We start from the raw sequence: 14,987 nt of genomic DNA, 5'->3' as shown, positions 1-14,987 counted from the left end.
AAATGACAAGGCTTTCCCATCTCCCGCGGATTGGCGCGCTGGCCCTGCTGGCGCTGGTCACCTTGGCCGCCCACGCCGAGGACATCCAGATCTACCAGGGCACGGCCGGTGGTACAGCACCCAACATGCTGATCATTCTGGACAACTCGGCGGCCGCCGACGCGAGTACGAGCTTCACCTGCTCGTCCCTGACGGTGAACGATCCGGGCAAGAACCTGGGTTTCGAGCAATGCGGCCTCTACAGCGCCGTGAACAGCATCGGCACCGATGCGGCGCTCAATGGCAACATCAACCTCGGCCTGATGTACTTCCCCACGGGGGGAACCAATGGGGGCACCTTCGTCCTGCCCAAGCCGTCGCCCGCGCCCGGCTCGCTCTTGCTCATGGATGGGAACGGCTCCGACGGCAAGGGCGTCAACCAGATGCTCACCCGAGTTGCGGCGCTGAGCCTGAGCAAGGACAAGAGCAACAACAACCAGATCGCCCAGACGATGCAGGAGGCCTGGGCCTTCTACCAGGGCAAGACCGGACTCTCGGGCACCAGGTACCCCGGTTTGACGAGTCAGCAGGCGTGCACCAGGAACTTCGTCCTCTACATCACGCTCGCCACCAACAACCAGAAGCCGCAGGACAGCGGCAATGTGGGCGGTTCGGCCTTGCAGACCGCCGAAGCGCTGACCTCTTCTCCTGCCCAGTTGAAGCTGCCGAACTGGAAGTCGCCGATTTCGCCGAACAGCGTGGCCTCGGGCAAGTACCAGAGCGACTACGCGGACGAGTGGGCCAACTTCATGTACACGGGCACGTCGCCCAACCTGACCAACACTTACCCGGGCATCACGACCTACACGATCATCCTGAGCGATGGCAGCAACCCCAACTACGAACAGCTCATGGTCAGCATGGCCAACCAGGGCGGCGGCAAGTACTTCGTGGTGCAACTCGGCGATGTCAGCGGACTGGCAAAGGCCATCGGCCAGGTGTTCAGCGAAGTGCAGGCGGTCAACAGCGTGTTCGCGGCGCCCGTGCTGCCCGTGAGCGCCAACACCCAGGGCACCTATGTCAACCAGGTCTACATGGGCATGTTCAGGCCTGACGGCAGCAGCAATCCGCGCTGGATGGGCAACCTGAAGCAGTACCAGTTCGGCGTGGACGCCACCGATCCGACCGCGCCGCAGCTGTTCCTGGCCGATTCGAATGGCAACCAGGCGCTGAGCTCGGCGGGCACCGGCTTCATCACGCCGACCGCCGTCAGCTTCTGGTCGTCCAAGGACGTCAATACCCTGCCCGATTCCAAGGGCGGCTTCTGGCTCAATGCCTTCAAGTCGCAAGGCGCCAAGGACGGCTACGACGCGGCGGACGGGCAGGTGGTCGAGAAGGGAGGCGTCGGGCAGCGGATCCGCGTCAGGTACCTGACCGACACCTATCCGGCAACTTCGACCGTGACGACGGCCACCACGGCGCGCAACGTGTACACCTGCATCGGCAGCGGCTGCACCGCCAATGCCGCCCTGAGCACCATGCCATTCAAGGTGAGCAATTCGAACCTCACGGCCACGACGCTGGGTGTGACATCGAGCACGGTGACCGCGGCCAACCTGATCAACTGGGCGCGGGGCGACGACACCTATGCGGGCGGCGACACGGCGGCCGGCCAGGAAGGAAGCAGTCCCCCCGACGCCAGCATCACGATCCGCGGCTCGGTGCATGGCGATGTCCTGCATTCGCGGCCGGCGGTGATCAACTACGGCGGTACGACCGGCGTGGTGGTGTTCTACGGCGCCAACGACGGCATGTTCCGCGCCATCAATGGCAACCAGCCCAACAACCCTTCCGATACCAGCAAGCCCCTGGGCAACTGCACCGTTTCATCCGACTGCGCCATCAGCGTGAAGGACGCCACCGGCGCCACCGCCCGTGTTCCGCCGGGCGGCGAACTCTGGAGCTTCGTGCCCTCGGAGTTCTACAAGGGCCTGCAACAGCTCTACCAGAACAACCCGGCGTTGACGCTGGACGCGACGCCCACCGGCAAGACCTACTTCTTCGACGGCGCGCCGAGCGTCTATCAGGACAGTGCCACGGGCAAGGCCTATATCTTCCTGTCGGCGCGACGTGGCGGGCGCCTGCTCTACGCGCTGGATGTGAGCGATCCCGCCAATCCCAAATTCATGTGGAAGCGCAGCAACGCCGACCCCGGCTTTGCCGAACTCGGCCAGACCTGGTCGCAGCCGAAGGTGGCCATGATCAAGGGCAACGCGAATCCGGTGCTCATCTTCGGGGCCGGCTATGACCTCAACGAGGACGCCGAGCCACCGAATGCCGACACCATGGGCCGCGGCATCTTCATCGTCGACGCCATCACGGGCAATGTCCTGTGGCAGGCGGGGCCGGGGGGCGGCAGCAACAGCTGCACGGGCAATCCCTGCAAGCTCGCGGGCATGAACTACGCGATCCCGGCCGACATCACGCTGGTGGACCGCGACTTCGACGGCCTCATCGATCGGCTCTACGCGGCGGATACGGGCGGCAACATCTGGCGCGTCGATCTTCAGCCGACCAGCAGCGGAAATGTGAGCACCTGGCAGGCAACACAGCTTGCGTCCCTCGGCGGCAGCGGAAGCACCAGGCGAAAATTCTTCTTCCCGCCGGACGTCGTTCTGACGAAGACGTACGACGTGGTGCTGGACATCACCGGCGATCGGGAGCATCCGCTGTTGACCCAGCAGGCCACGGGCGTCGTGAACCGGTTCTACATGATCAAGGACACCAAGGTCGGCATGAGTTCGACCGGCTGGACGGCGGTGCACGATGACACGAGCAGCACCGCCAACGCCGTGCCCACGGCGCTGTTCGACGTCACTGCGGCGACGCCCTACGACGGCTCGCTGAGCGGCTTCTACGTGACACTGGCCGGGGCCGGAGAAAAGGGCGTCAATGCGCCGACGACCGTGGGCGGCCAGGTCTACTTCGGCACCAATCAGCCCATCGTTCCGAGCAGCAACGTCTGCCAGGCCAACCTGGGAACGGCGCGCAGCTACGCGGTGAACTTCCTGACCGGCGCCTCGACCTTCAGTGTGCTCGACGGCGGCGGACTGGCGCCGTCGCCGGTCTTCGGCATCGTCACGGTCAAGGTGGGCGGCGCGGATCGTGAGCTGCCCTTCCTGATCGGCGGTGGCGGCGGTCTCGGTCCCGACGGCAAGTCGGGTCTCGGCGCGCAGAAGCCGAGCATTCCCCTCAAGATGAGGAGGCAGAGAACCTACTGGTATCGCGAGACCGATCGCTGAGAAGCGGCGCGGGGCAGGAGTCAGCAGGGGATCGCATGGTGCCCTCGACAGGAATCGAACCTGTATCTGAGTCTTAGGAGGACCCCGTTCTATCCATTGAACTACGAGGACGAAGGCGGATGCGACTTTACCAGTTCGCTCAGTCGTACTTCAGGGTGTAGATCAGATCGACAGCGCTTTGCTGGCCGGCCTGCCCGCGCAGCGTCAGCTGCCGGGTCAGGTCGTAGAAGACGAAGAGCGTGCCGAAGGTGCCCGACAGGCTGCGCTCGTAGGTCACGTAGAAATCCTTGGAGATGCGCTTGCCCAGGGTCACGGCCGATTCCTTCAGGTCGCCGCCGGTGCCCGGCCCCTTGAAGCCCATTTCGTCGAGCCCGAAGCGGCTCGCGAGGCCGCCGCCGGTGCTGCTCCCCTTGCCGAGGCCGCCCAGCACCGCCAGCGCGGCCTGCTGCAGCAGGATCGACTCCCCGCCGCTGGCCGCCGATGCGCGGCCCAGAACCACCCATGACAGCGCCTCCGCGTCCGAGAGCGCCGGCTCGGAATACAGCTTCACGCGCGGCGACTGCGCGGTGCCGGTGATCTGCACGCCCGCGCGCTGCGTGATGTTGGGCCGGATCGCCAGGATGTCCAGCGCCGGATTGTCGAAGGGGCCGTTGAAACGTGCGATGCCGCTTTCCACGGTCATCTGCTGGTTGTAGGCGCGGTACTGGCCCTGGACGGTCTTGACCTCGCCCGTGATTCGCGGCGGGGCGCCCAGCGAGTTGCCGCGGATGTCGAGCTGGCCCTCCAGCCGCGTGGTCAGGCCGCGTCCCTGCACCGCGAAATCGTCGCCCAGGTCGAAGGCGATGGCGATGTCCGGCGGCTTCGAGGTCTGCGCCCTGGCGGCGCGGGCCTCGCTGCGGGCTTCTTCGCGCTGGCCCGCCTCCATGGCCTCGCGATCCTTCGCGGCCGAATGGACCACCACGTCGCTGCCCAGGCTGGGCGCGCTCTCCTCCGGCAGGATGATGACCGCGCGGTCGGTCTTCAGCTTGCCGCGAACGCTGAACTGGCCGGCATCGAGCCGCGCCTGCACGTCCCCGGACAGCGTGATCTGCCGATCGCTTCGCACCAGCACGCGCAGCGCGCGCAGCCGAGCTTGCAGGGCCATGCGGATGCCCGAGTTCGTCGCGCCTGCCGCGCCGGGCCCGGAAGGCGCGGGCCCCCAGGAAAGCTCACCGGTCGCCGAGAGCGTGCCGCCATCGGTCGCGGCCTGGCTGGACGCGGTGCTGCGGTTGCCGCTCTGGCCGGGGATGCGCGCCGTGCTGCCGGCGCCGCCCTTGAGCGTGAACTCGGTGATCTCGACGCGTTCGCCGGAGAGCGTCGCCCGCAGCCGGCCGTCGCGCAGGTCCAGTCCCTCGATCAGGGCACGCAGCGCGAGCTGGTCGGCGCCGAGGCTGCCATTCCAGCGCGGGGCGGCGCGGGTGCCCGAGAGCGCGGCATCGGCTTCGAGCGTGCCCGCCATGCGCCAGCCCGGGGGCGCCAGCATCGACCAGACGCCGAGGTTGGGCAGCCGCGCCGTGACGCGGCCGGTGAGCGGCGCATCGGCCGCCCACTGCCAGCCGCCCGCGCGATGCAGCACGCGCGTGCCGACCTCGGCACGGATTTCGCCGGCCCTTTCGCTGTCCCAGACCAGGTTCGCGCGCACCGCCTCGCCCTCGGTGTCCAGGTGCAGTTCCGCCTGGCGCACGCCAGCAGGCGTGCTGGGACCGTCGCCGGCTGCGTTCATGGTGCGTTCGCTCGCCGTGCCGGTGCCGCGGCTGGTGATGCGGGTCACGAGCGCGGCCTCGCCGGCCTGCACGCGGATGTCGCCGCTTCGCCGCATGAGCCGGACCTTCGCGCGCATGGCATCGCCGGCGTCGATGTCCCATTCACCGTCGAACAGCAGGTCACCGCTGACGCCGACCTCGGCCAGCGCGGAACTGCCGCCCAGCGCCTCGGCCCAGGCCATCGGCAGGCCCTGGAGCCGGCCCTGCGATTGGAGGCGGAAGAGCCGGTCGGGCGCCGCGCCGCTCTGGCTGAAGCGCAGGGGCTGCCAGTCGACGAGCACCGTGCCCGGCACCGGGCCGCGCAGGGTGGCGGCGGCGGCGGAGGCCTCCAGCTCCAGCCGATCGGCGCCGGTGCGCAGGGTGGCGGTGAGGGCCCGGCTCAATTCCACCGTCCAGGGCCCGGGCTGGGTGCTGTCCTGGGCCTGCAGGCGCAGGCTGGCGAGCGCGACGCGCCATTGGTTCGCGCGCTCCAGGCCGCCAGTGGCGCGCGTGTCGAGCGTGAGCTTGCGCGTGCCCGTGCTGGCCTCGCCCTGCAGGTTCAGCGTCGCCTGGGCCAGGCTGCCGGACAGCTCCGCTCGCACGCCGCGCAGCAGCACGGTGGTGGGGGCGGCGGTGGGCGCGGGTGGCAGGCGGAGATCCAGGCGCGGTGCCGACAGCGCGGCCTTCACGGTCGGCTCGGCCGCGCCGCGGGCGGCGGGTTGGCTCGCGTTCGCCAGCCGCCGTTGGACGGCCTGCCATCCGCCTTGCCAGCTGGCATCGAGCTGCGCGTTGCCTTGTGCCGTGGCGCCGGCGAAGACCTTGGAGAGGCCTGGCAGGGCTTCGACCCAGCGCTGCACGGCGCTCGCGTCCCGCACCTGCACTTTGATGGCGCCGCCGCCGGTCGACGGCGCGATGCGGCCCTGCAACTGCGCGCTGCCGCCGGGCAGCACCAGCTTGAGATCGCCGCCGCCGGCCTGGTCGGCCACGCGCACCTGGAGCCCGCCTTCGACGCTGGCGTTCGCCGCTTCGATGCGCAGGGTCTGCAGGTCCAGCACCTGGTCGTGCCATTGCCATTGGCCCTTGGCGATGGCGCGATCGAGCCGCAGGCCTTGCAGCGCCGTGCTGCCCGCGCCGCCCTCGGCTTGCAGCGCGAGATCGAAGGCCAGGGCCTGGTCGTGCTGCTCGGCGCTGATCCGGCCGCTGACCGCGGCGCCGGCCAGCTCCGTGTGGAGCGCTCCCGGTTGCACGCCGCGCACCGTCGCGCGCACCTGCCATGGCGCGGGCGCGGGGCTCCAGCGGCCCTCGGCCTGGATGCGGCCGCCGCCCGCGCGCACGGTGGCTTCGGGGAACGTCCATGTCGTGCCGTCGAAGCTGAGCCGCGCCTGGATCTGCTCGACGGGCAGCCTGGCATCGTCCCAGGGGCCGGGCGATGCGTTGCGGATGTCGGCGGTGGCCTGCCAGACCTGGGGGGCGCCGGCGGCGGGCCCGGCCTCGACCTCGCCGCTCAGCAGTGTTGTGGGCGCTTCCGGCCACAGGCGCGCGAGGTCGACGTTGTGCAGCGCCGCCTTGGCGTCGATCACGGGTTGCGTCATCCAGGGCGCGATGTTCGCCTCCAGTTGCGCCTGCATCGGCGCCTCGGCGCTCTCTTCGACGGGCTGGAGTCGCGCCGCGATCGCGAGCCGCGCGGCCGCGCCGGAGAGCGTGCCCCGCAAGGTGGCATCGGCCAGCACGTCGATGCCCCGGCCCTGCGCGAGCGGGGCGCGCACGCGGCCGTCGAGCGCGGCGTCGATGGCCATGGGGGCCGGGCCCTGCAGCTTGACGCGCGCGCTGTAGTGGCCCTCGGCGATGTCCACGCCGGTCACCTCCAGCGCATGGTGCGCATCGGCATAGCGGTAGCTGCCGGCGAGATGGGTCGCCTGCAGCGCCGGCGGCCCGGTCCAGCGCAACTCGTCGATGCTGAAGGGCAGTTCGACCTCGACGGGCAAGGCGATCTGCTCCAGCGGCTCGAGCGGCTTGTCCTCCACGGGCCCGCGCCGTTCGATCGTCACCTGCGCGGCATGCACGACGCCCAGCTGCACCTTGCGCCTCAACAGCGGCTCGAGCAGCCAGCCGACGCGCGCGTCATGCACTTCGACCGCGAGGTGCTCGCTCTGCCAGCGCAGGAAGCCGATGTTGCCGCCCGCGCGCACGGAGCCGACCACGTCGCGGCTTTCCAGCGTCTGGCCGGCGGGCAGGTAGCGCGCGGCCTTGGCGAGCGCGAAGGCCAGCGACTGGTTCGAGCCCAGCCACCACCAGGCGCCGGCGGTCAGCAGCAGCACGAGGGCGAGCATGCCGGCGAAGCTCCAGGCCAGGGCCTTCAACGCACGGCGCGCGCGCGAACGCCGCGGCCGCGGCATCGGCGGGCCCTGGGGCGTCTCGGCGTCGGGCATCGTCTCGCGCATCTCAGTTCACCACCACGCGATCGCGTGACCCGCGACGCCTGAAACCGGCGCGGCCCGACGCTGGGGATACCGCGGAACCGGCTTTGCCGGGCCGCCGGTTTCGGCCCCTTGAGGGGGAGGCGCCGCAGGCGCTTCGGGGGTGTTTCATCCTAGAAGCTGAACCCGAGGCGGAAGTGCAGCCGGAATTTGCGGGTGTCGACACCATAGGCCACGTCGGCCTGCAGCGGGCCCACGGGGCTGCGCCAGCGCGCACCCACGCCCACGCCGACCTTGGCGTCGAGCTGGCCGGGCGTATCGGCCACCGCGCCGGCGTCGACGAACACCGCGCTCTCCCAGTCGGTGATCTTCCCGCGGTAGACGACGGGCCGTTGCCATTCGACGCTCGCGACGCCCAGGTAGCGGCCGGCGGCGATCTGGCCGTCCGGGCGCACGGTGCCGATCTGGCGGTAGCTGTAGCCGCGCACGGTTGTGTCGCCGCCCGTCAGGAACATGAGCGTGGCCGGGATCTGCGCGCGGTCCTGGGCCACCACGGCGCCGGCCTCGGCGCGCATCTGGATGCGCCCGCTGCGCGTTTGCGCCCCGTCGTCGCTTCGCACGGTGCCGACCGGCACGAGGCCGAGCCAGCGCGCGTAGAGGCGCGTGAAGGGGTAATTCCCGCCGGTGAGTGTGCTGCCCACGCCCAGCTCCAGGGCCAGCCCATGCCCGCGCGCCGGCTCGCCGGCGTTGTCGAAGTAGCGTCCGGTCCAGCCCCAGTTCGCGCTCAGCGCCGAGGCCGACGGCGGCGCGTCGAGGCCGTGGTTCTGCGCATAGTCGTACTGGAGGAAATAGTTGAAGTCGATGTGGTCGCCGGACTTGCTGCGGCCGCCGCGCAAGCGGCCGCTGTCCACTGTGTAGCTGCCGGAGTCTTCGCTTTTCAGCAGGCCCGAGCCGAAGTTGCGCCAGCCGCCATCGTCGGGGATGGCATTCCATTCGGTGCCGAGCGACTGGGTCTTCCGGTCGACGGAGAGCTTGGACACGGCGCGCCATCCCAGCAGCGGCATCTGGTTGTGGATGTGATCGACGGACAGGCGCGCTCCGCTGTCCGTGGTGAAGCCGGCGCCGAACACGACCTTCTGGTAGGGGGCCTCGCGCACCTGGGCAATGACCGGGCTCGCCTGCGGGTCGGTGCCTTCGGTGTCCAGCGTGAGGAAGACGGAGTCGTAATAGCCGCTGCTCGCCAGCCGCTGCTGGGCGTCGAGCAGCTTCTGCTGGTCGTAGTCGGTGCCGGTCGGCACCCGCGCGATGCGGCGCGCGCCGTCGGCATCGTAGCGCTCGGCCCCATGCAGCTGCATCGCGCCGAAGCGATAGGCGGGACCGGACTGGTAGGTGACGCCCAGCCGGGCTTCACTGCGGTCGGCATCGATCTCGGCGCGGCTGGTGACGATGCTTCCGGTGGGAAAGCGCTTGGCCGTCAGGCTGCGCAGGCCGACCGTCTTGGCGTTGTCCCAGCCGAGCTGGGTAAAGGGCTGGCCCGGGCGCAGCGACCAGGCTGTGCGGATCGCATCGCGTTGCGCCTGGGCGGTCGGGTCGTCCGCAATGGGGCCGTTGAAGCCGATCTGCACGCTGCTCACGTGGGTGAGTTCACCGGGCTCGACCGTGATCACCACTTGGCGGGGCGCCTTGCCGCCGGGCGTCTCGTTCAGGTCCAGGGCAAGGGTGGGCGTGAAGTAGCCGAGGGTGCCAAGGAGCTCGCGGGCATTGCCTTCGGCGGCGACCATCAAGCGCGAGATTTCGGCGGCGCCGAGGTCTTCGAGCTGGCGATAGCGCTGGATTTCGAGGTTGTGCACGAGGTAGTCGCGCACCGTGTCGGGCGCTCGAACCTCGACGGTGAAGGCCTCGCCTTGCGCCCTGTGCGTCTCGCCGGCGACGGGACTGGCTGCCGCGTCCTTCTCCGGCGGCTGCGCCTTCGGCAGCAAGCTGCAGCCTTGCAGAAGAAGGACGCCTGAAAACAGAAACGCCGGCATCCACGCCGGCGCGAGAGAGGGGACCACCCTGAACATGCGGCCATTTTGACAGCATGCGTGGCGGCTTCCGTGCCGCCGGCCGGCCGAAGGGCCTTCAGCGGCCGGTGATCTTGCGCGCCAGGGACCAGACGATCGGGGGTGTCAGCGACCGGGCGAAGGCCTTGACCTTGTCGACCCTGTGCGTCTTCATGAAGATCGAAGCGGACTCGTCGCCGTGCTGCTTGCCGGCCAGCGGGCTGGTGTAGAAGTATGCGGCGATCGAGCGGCGGGGGCGTCCGTCCGGTGTGTTCAGCGGCTTGGTATGCCCGTGGTAGCTGATCGGGCCATGGGGCAGCAGGATGGTGCGGCCGAACTCGGGTTGCACGCAGGTCACGCAGCGGTCGGCCTTCTTGTCCCAGAGTTCGAGCGCCGAGCCCCAGTCGGGGTCCCATCCCTTGTTGAGGTAGGTGATGAAGACCATCTCGTTCTTCAGCCCCAGGTGGCGGTGACGGCCGAAGTCGCGGTGCACGGCGAAGGTCGCGCCCTGTCTGCTTTCATGCAGGCCGCCGCCGAACAGCTTCGGGTCCGGCAGGAGGTAGGGCACACCGGTGATCGACGAGAGTATCTCGGTAAACCAGCCCGAATTGAGGATGTCGAAGTAGATCTGCGAGGCCTGGCCGAGCTTCGTTCCGAGTTCGGAGCGCCGGGTCGATTCGTAGCGGCTCTTCACGTCGGACCATTCGGTGCCCGGGGCATCGAATTCCTCGATGATCAGTTCCAGCAAGGCCGGGTGGAAGATGTTCTCCAGCACCAGGTGCGGAAACGGGCTGGCGGCGAGCATTTGCTCTCGCAGGCCTTCGCGTCGTTCCGCGGAAAGAAGGGCGCGGTTGACGAGATCGCCCAGTGGAAGCCGCACACCCCGGATGCTGATGAAGTCCTCGGACGGCTTGATGAGTGCCACGGACGATCCTCCAGCCAGACACTGCTCGCGAACCGGCGGTTCGTTCTCAAAGGAAAGCTGAGCAGACATGGCAACTCCTCCTCGGATTCGGTGGCACGGATATGGCTCACTTGAATCCTTAAGTTTTAACTGTAACGTAAAGCTTCGATCCTGTGACAATTTTTTTGAGAAAGATCCGTCGCCCGATGGAGATGCCTCGGCGGGCGAGCCGGGAGGCCGATTCCGCTATTTCGACAGCATGCGCATCGCGTCTTCCAGGCCCCGCAGCGTGAGCGGATACATCCGGTGCGAGACCAACTGCTGCATCACCGCGATGCTCTGGCGGTATTGCCAGACGCCCTGAGGTTCGGGGTTGATCCACGCGAACTTGGGAAAGGCATGCGTCAGGCGCTGCATCCACTCGGCGCCGGGCTCTTCGTTGTTGTATTCGACGCTGCCGCCGGGCTGCAGGATCTCGTAGGGGCTCATGGTCGCGTCGCCCACGAAGATGAGTTTGTAGTCCTTGTTGTACTTGCGGATGATGTCCCAGGTCGCGAACTTCTCCGAGAAACGGCGGCGGTTGTTCTTCCACATGAAGTCGTAGACGCAGTTGTGGAAGTAATAGAACTCCAGGTGCTTGAACTCGGTCTTGACGGCCGAGAACAGCTCCTCGACGCGCTGGATGTGCTCGTCCATCGTGCCGCCCACGTCCATCAGCAGCAGCACCTTGACGTTGTTGTGGCGCTCGGGCCGCATCTTGATGTCGAGGTAGCCCGCATTGGCCGCGGTCGAGTGGATGGTCTCGTCGAGGTCGAGCTCTTCCTCATGGCCTTCCCGCGCGAACTTGCGTAGCCGGCGCAGCGCGACCTTGATGTTGCGTGTGCCGAGCTCCTGGCCGTCGTCGTAGTCCTTGTAGGCGCGCTGGTCCCACACCTTGACCGCGCTCTTGTTCTTGCCCGTGCCGCCGATGCGGATGCCCTGCGGGTTGTAGCCGCCATGGCCGAAGGGCGAGGTGCCGCCGGTGCCGATCCACTTGCTGCCGCCCTCGTGGCGTTCCTTCTGCTCCTCGAAGCGCTTCTTCAGCGTTTCCATGAGCTCGTCCCAGCCCATCTTCTCGATCTTGGCCTTTTCCTCGGCGGTGAACTCGCGCTCGAGGGTCTTGCGCAGCCAGTCGAGCGGCACTTCCTTGGTGAAGTCGGCCAGCATCTCCACGCCCTTGAAGTAGGCCGCGAAGGCGCGGTCGAACTTGTCGTAGTGCTTCTCGTCCTTGACCAGCGCGGTGCGGGAGAGGTAGTAGAAGTCGTCGAGGCCGAAGGCGCCGTCGGAGTTGGGCCCGACCACGTCGGCCTCCAGCGCCTCCAGCAGCGTGAGGTATTCCTTGACGGAAACCGGCAGCTTGGCCGAGCGCAGCGTGTAGAAGAAGTCGATCAGCATGGCGAATCACTCCTTGGGCTCGTTGGCGGGACGCGGTTTGTCCAGCAGATAGAGCAATTGCGCCCGCACCTCGGGCCACTCGCCCGAGCGCAGGCTGTACATCACGGTGTCGCGGATGGTGCCGTCGCGGCGCAGCGCGTGCCCGCGGATCACGCCGTCCTTCCGCGCGCCCAGGCGCTCGATGGCGCGCTGCGATGCGTGGTTGAAGTTGTCGGTGCGCCAGCCCACCACGTTGCAGCCGAGCGCATCGAAGGCGTGGGTGAGCATCAGCAGCTTGCAGGTGGTGTTGATGTGCGTGCGCTGGCAGCGCCTGGCGTACCATGTGTAGCCGATCTCGACGCGCTTGACCGCCGGCAGGATGTCGTGGAAGCTGGTGCTGCCCAGCACTGCGCCGCTCGCCTCGTCGGTCACGGCGAAGGCGAAACGATGGCCGGCTTCCCGCATCTGCAGCGCGGTTTCGATGTAGCCGCGTGTGTCCTGCGGCTCGGGCACGGAGGTCACGCGGATCTTCCACAGCTCGCCGTCGGCGGCCGCGGCGCGCAGACCCTCTTCATGGTCCAGCGAGAGCGGCACCAGCGCGATGCCGCGCGCCTTCATGGTGACGGGTTCGACGAAAGCCATTTCCTCAACCCCGCCGCGCAGTGCGCCCCGATCCAGAAACACCGCGGATCCGGCTTTGCCGGTCCGCCGGTGTTGCCCCCTTCAAGGGGGAAGGCGAAGCGACACGAAGTGCGCGAAGCCCGGGGGTCATCGATTGTTCCTTTGCATGAAGACAAGCTTCTCGAACAAGGTCACGTCCTGTTCATTCTTGAGCAGCGCGCCGACCAGCGGCGGCACCGCGACCTTGTCGTCTTTGCTCTGCAGCGCCTCCAGCGGAATGTCCTCGGCCACCAGCAGCTTGAGCCAGTCGAGCAGTTCGGAGGTCGATGGCTTCTTCTTGAGCCCGGGCAGGTTGCGCACGTCGTAGAAGGTCTTCATTGCCGCACTCAGCAACTGCTGCTTGAGGCCGGGGAAGTGGACCGCCACGATGCTCTTCATCGTGTCCGCGTCGGGGAACTTGATGTAGTGGAAGAAGCAGCGGCGCAGGAAGGCGTCAGGCAGTTCCTTCTCGTTGTTCGAGGTGATGAAGACGACCGGCCGGTGCTTCGCCCGGATCAGCTCGCGCGTCTCGTAGCAGTAGAACTCCATGCGGTCGATCTCGCGCAGCAGGTCGTTCGGAAACTCGATGTCCGCCTTGTCGATCTCGTCGATCAGAAGCGCCACGGGCCGGTCGGCGGTGAAGGCCTGCCAGAGCACGCCCTTGACGATGTAGTTGTGGATGTCCTTCACCCGCTCGCCACCGTCGACATCCGAGAGCTGCGAATCGCGCAGGCGGCTCACGGCGTCGTATTCATAGAGGCCTTGCTGAGCCTTGGTGGTCGACTTGATGTGCCACTGGAGCAGCGGCAGCTCGAGCGCCTGCGCCACTTCTTCCGCGAGCATCGTCTTGCCGGTGCCCGGTTCGCCCTTGACGAGCAGCGGGCGCTTGAGCGTGATGGCGGCGTTGACCGCGAGCATCAGATCCTGTGTGGCGACGTAGTTGTCTGAACCCTTGAATTTCATGGATGGCATTGAGCAGGGTGGATGAAAAGACGCATCATTGATCTGCGTTGCGCAATGCCGAACTGCAACGTGTCCGAGACTGGCCCGGGACCGCCAAGAGCCCCCGCATATAATCAAATGTTGATCTGAAAACTGTTTCTCCACGAGATTGTGCGCGCAAAATGAACAAGTTGTTGACCATGATGTTTGCCCTTGCTGTCGCTTGCGTGACGGTCTCGGCCCAGGCCCAGAAAGTCACGGGCAGCGCTGAAAACGGTGCGAAGAAGACGGCGATGTGCGTGGGTTGCCACGGCATCATCGGCTACCAGGCGAGCTTCCCTGAAATCTACAAGGTCCCGATGATCGCGGGCCAGAGCGAGACGTACATCGTCTCGGCGCTCACCCAGTACAAGGCCGGCGATCGCAAGCATCCGACGATGCACGCGATCGCGGACTCGCTCTCCGAGCAGGACATCGCCGACCTCGCCGCCTACTACAGCCAGCTCGGCCTGAAGGAAGGCGATGCCCCGCCGCCGGCAGCCGGCAAGGCGCCCAGCGAAAGCGTGCAGGCCCTCATCTCGCGCGACAAGGACAACGCCTGCACCAAGTGCCACGGTGCCAACTTCAATACGCCCAACGACGGCACGGTCGCCAAGCTCGCCGGCCAGAACGCCGACTATCTCTACGTCGCACTGAAGTCCTACAAGACCACGAACAACGCGAAGATCGGCCGTTCGAACGGCGTCATGGGGACGCAGGCCAAGCGTTACACCAATGCCGAACTCAAGGAACTCGCGAGCTACATCAGCTCGCTGCCGGGCGAAGTGAAGACGGTGCCCGAGTCCCGCTTCCATCACGAGAAGTAGACAAGCCGAAGGCTCGGCCTTCCAGCGACAAAGCCCGCCGAGTGCGGGCTTTGTCGTTTCCGGGCCGGTCCTCGCTCAGACGTCGAAGAACACCGTCTCCGCGTCGCCCTGCATGTGGATGTCGAAGCGGTAGGTCACGGCACCGCCGTTTTCGCTGCGCTTGGCGATCAGCGTGTTGCGGCGCTGGGCCGGCACGCTGTTGAGCACCGCGTCCTTGGCATTGGCCTCGGCTTCATCGCTGAAGTAGATGCGCGTGAAGGCGTGCAGCAGCATGCCGCGCATCAGCACGATCACGTTGATGTGCGGCGCCTCGCCCTTGCTTTCGGCGGCGGGCTTGACCGTGTGGAAGATGAAGCGGTTCTGCGCATCGATGCCCGTGCCCGCGCGGCCGAATCCGCGAAAGCCCATGGCCTGCGCATCGTCGACCGACTTCGGATACGCGCCGGTGCCGTCGAGCTGACTGATCTCGACCAGCGCGTCGTTGATGGGCTTGCCGTCGCCATCGATCACCTGGCCTTCGAGCCGGATGCGTTCGCCGCGCGCGCTGTCGAGCGCCAGCACGGCGTCGAAGGCTTGAGTGAAGTCATAGCCGTACTGCGTGGCCGTGAGACCGTACGCGAAGTAGGGCCCCACCGTCTGCGAGGGGGTCTGGCCGAAGTTGGTTTCGAGTGAACTCATCAT

10 protein-coding genes and 1 tRNA gene are annotated in these 14,987 nt (G+C 67.3%); 3 read left to right on the top strand and 8 right to left on the bottom strand.

Annotated features, from left to right (window positions below; genetic code table 11):
• The first annotated feature begins 2 nt into the window (after positions 1–2).
• A complete protein-coding gene (locus tag AC1DNF_RS08245) occupies positions 3–3,281 on the top strand; it encodes a pilus assembly protein (protein WP_478148080.1) in 3,279 nt (1,092 codons plus the stop codon).
• A gap of 36 nt (positions 3,282–3,317) precedes the next feature.
• On the opposite strand, the gene AC1DNF_RS08240 is transcribed toward AC1DNF_RS08245, so the two are convergent.
• Both AC1DNF_RS08240 and AC1DNF_RS08235 read right to left on the bottom strand, forming a co-directional pair.
• Positions 3,318–3,392, bottom strand: a tRNA-Arg gene (locus tag AC1DNF_RS08240).
• Positions 3,393–3,420: 28 nt separating this feature from the next.
• The gene (locus tag AC1DNF_RS08235) at positions 3,421–7,458 is read right to left on the bottom strand and encodes a translocation/assembly module TamB domain-containing protein (protein ID WP_478148156.1); all 4,038 of its coding nucleotides are present in this window, start codon (positions 7,456–7,458) and stop codon (positions 3,421–3,423) included.
• On the opposite strand from AC1DNF_RS08235, the gene AC1DNF_RS08230 reads away from it, so the two are divergent.
• Positions 7,391–7,531, top strand: a complete 141-nt coding sequence (locus tag AC1DNF_RS08230) for a hypothetical protein (protein ID WP_478148159.1) — start codon at positions 7,391–7,393, stop codon at positions 7,529–7,531. The genes AC1DNF_RS08235 and AC1DNF_RS08230 overlap by 68 nt on opposite strands.
• A gap of 121 nt (positions 7,532–7,652) precedes the next feature.
• Here the strand turns inward: AC1DNF_RS08230 and AC1DNF_RS08225 are convergent, their stop codons facing one another.
• From AC1DNF_RS08225 to AC1DNF_RS08205, 5 genes are all read right to left on the bottom strand, one after another.
• Positions 7,653–9,542, bottom strand: a complete 1,890-nt coding sequence (locus tag AC1DNF_RS08225; protein WP_478148079.1) for an autotransporter assembly complex protein TamA — start codon at positions 9,540–9,542, stop codon at positions 7,653–7,655.
• Between the two features lie 58 nt (positions 9,543–9,600).
• Positions 9,601–10,446 (bottom strand): 2OG-Fe(II) oxygenase, encoded by an 846-nt coding sequence (locus AC1DNF_RS08220; protein ID WP_478148078.1) that lies wholly within the window; start codon positions 10,444–10,446, stop codon positions 9,601–9,603.
• Positions 10,447–10,671: 225 nt separating this feature from the next.
• Positions 10,672–11,859, bottom strand: coding sequence for a vWA domain-containing protein (locus AC1DNF_RS08215; RefSeq protein ID WP_478148077.1), 1,188 nt, complete (start codon positions 11,857–11,859; stop codon positions 10,672–10,674).
• Between the two features lie 6 nt (positions 11,860–11,865).
• Positions 11,866–12,480: a GNAT family N-acetyltransferase gene (locus AC1DNF_RS08210; RefSeq protein ID WP_478148076.1), complete on the bottom strand. Its 615-nt coding sequence runs from the start codon at positions 12,478–12,480 to the stop codon at positions 11,866–11,868.
• Between the two features lie 126 nt (positions 12,481–12,606).
• Positions 12,607–13,461, bottom strand: coding sequence for an AAA family ATPase (locus tag AC1DNF_RS08205; RefSeq protein ID WP_478148075.1), 855 nt, complete (start codon positions 13,459–13,461; stop codon positions 12,607–12,609).
• Positions 13,462–13,622: 161 nt separating this feature from the next.
• Between AC1DNF_RS08205 and AC1DNF_RS08200 the strand changes: the two genes are divergently transcribed.
• Positions 13,623–14,306 carry a c-type cytochrome gene (locus AC1DNF_RS08200; protein WP_478148074.1) on the top strand — a complete coding sequence of 228 codons (684 nt, stop codon included), beginning with the start codon at positions 13,623–13,625 and terminating at the stop codon, positions 14,304–14,306.
• Positions 14,307–14,381: 75 nt separating this feature from the next.
• On the opposite strand, the gene pcaG is transcribed toward AC1DNF_RS08200, so the two are convergent.
• Positions 14,382–14,987, bottom strand: a complete 606-nt coding sequence (pcaG, locus tag AC1DNF_RS08195) for a protocatechuate 3,4-dioxygenase subunit alpha (protein ID WP_478148073.1) — start codon at positions 14,985–14,987, stop codon at positions 14,382–14,384.

It is taken from the genome of Variovorax sp. 01T432 (assembly GCF_056398605.1).
Note: the sequence above shows the minus strand (reverse complement) of the source record. Positions and strands in the feature narration are given on the sequence as shown.

Excerpts from the sequence above, each read along its gene's own strand:
- AC1DNF_RS08245 (WP_478148080.1), top strand. The coding sequence starts at position 3 with ATGACAAGGCTTTCCCATCTCCCGCGGATTGGCGCGCTGGCCCTGCTG.
- AC1DNF_RS08230 (WP_478148159.1), top strand. The coding sequence starts at position 7,391 with ATGCCGGCGAAGCTCCAGGCCAGGGCCTTCAACGCACGGCGCGCGCGC.
- AC1DNF_RS08235 (WP_478148156.1), bottom strand. The coding sequence starts at position 7,458 with ATGCCGCGGCCGCGGCGTTCGCGCGCGCGCCGTGCGTTGAAGGCCCTG.
- AC1DNF_RS08225 (WP_478148079.1), bottom strand. The coding sequence starts at position 9,542 with ATGTTCAGGGTGGTCCCCTCTCTCGCGCCGGCGTGGATGCCGGCGTTT.
- AC1DNF_RS08215 (WP_478148077.1), bottom strand. The coding sequence starts at position 11,859 with ATGCTGATCGACTTCTTCTACACGCTGCGCTCGGCCAAGCTGCCGGTT.
- AC1DNF_RS08210 (WP_478148076.1), bottom strand. The coding sequence starts at position 12,480 with ATGGCTTTCGTCGAACCCGTCACCATGAAGGCGCGCGGCATCGCGCTG.
- AC1DNF_RS08205 (WP_478148075.1), bottom strand. The coding sequence starts at position 13,461 with ATGAAATTCAAGGGTTCAGACAACTACGTCGCCACACAGGATCTGATG.
- AC1DNF_RS08200 (WP_478148074.1), top strand. The coding sequence starts at position 13,623 with ATGAACAAGTTGTTGACCATGATGTTTGCCCTTGCTGTCGCTTGCGTG.
- pcaG (WP_478148073.1), bottom strand. The coding sequence starts at position 14,987 with ATGATGAGTTCACTCGAAACCAACTTCGGCCAGACCCCCTCGCAGACG.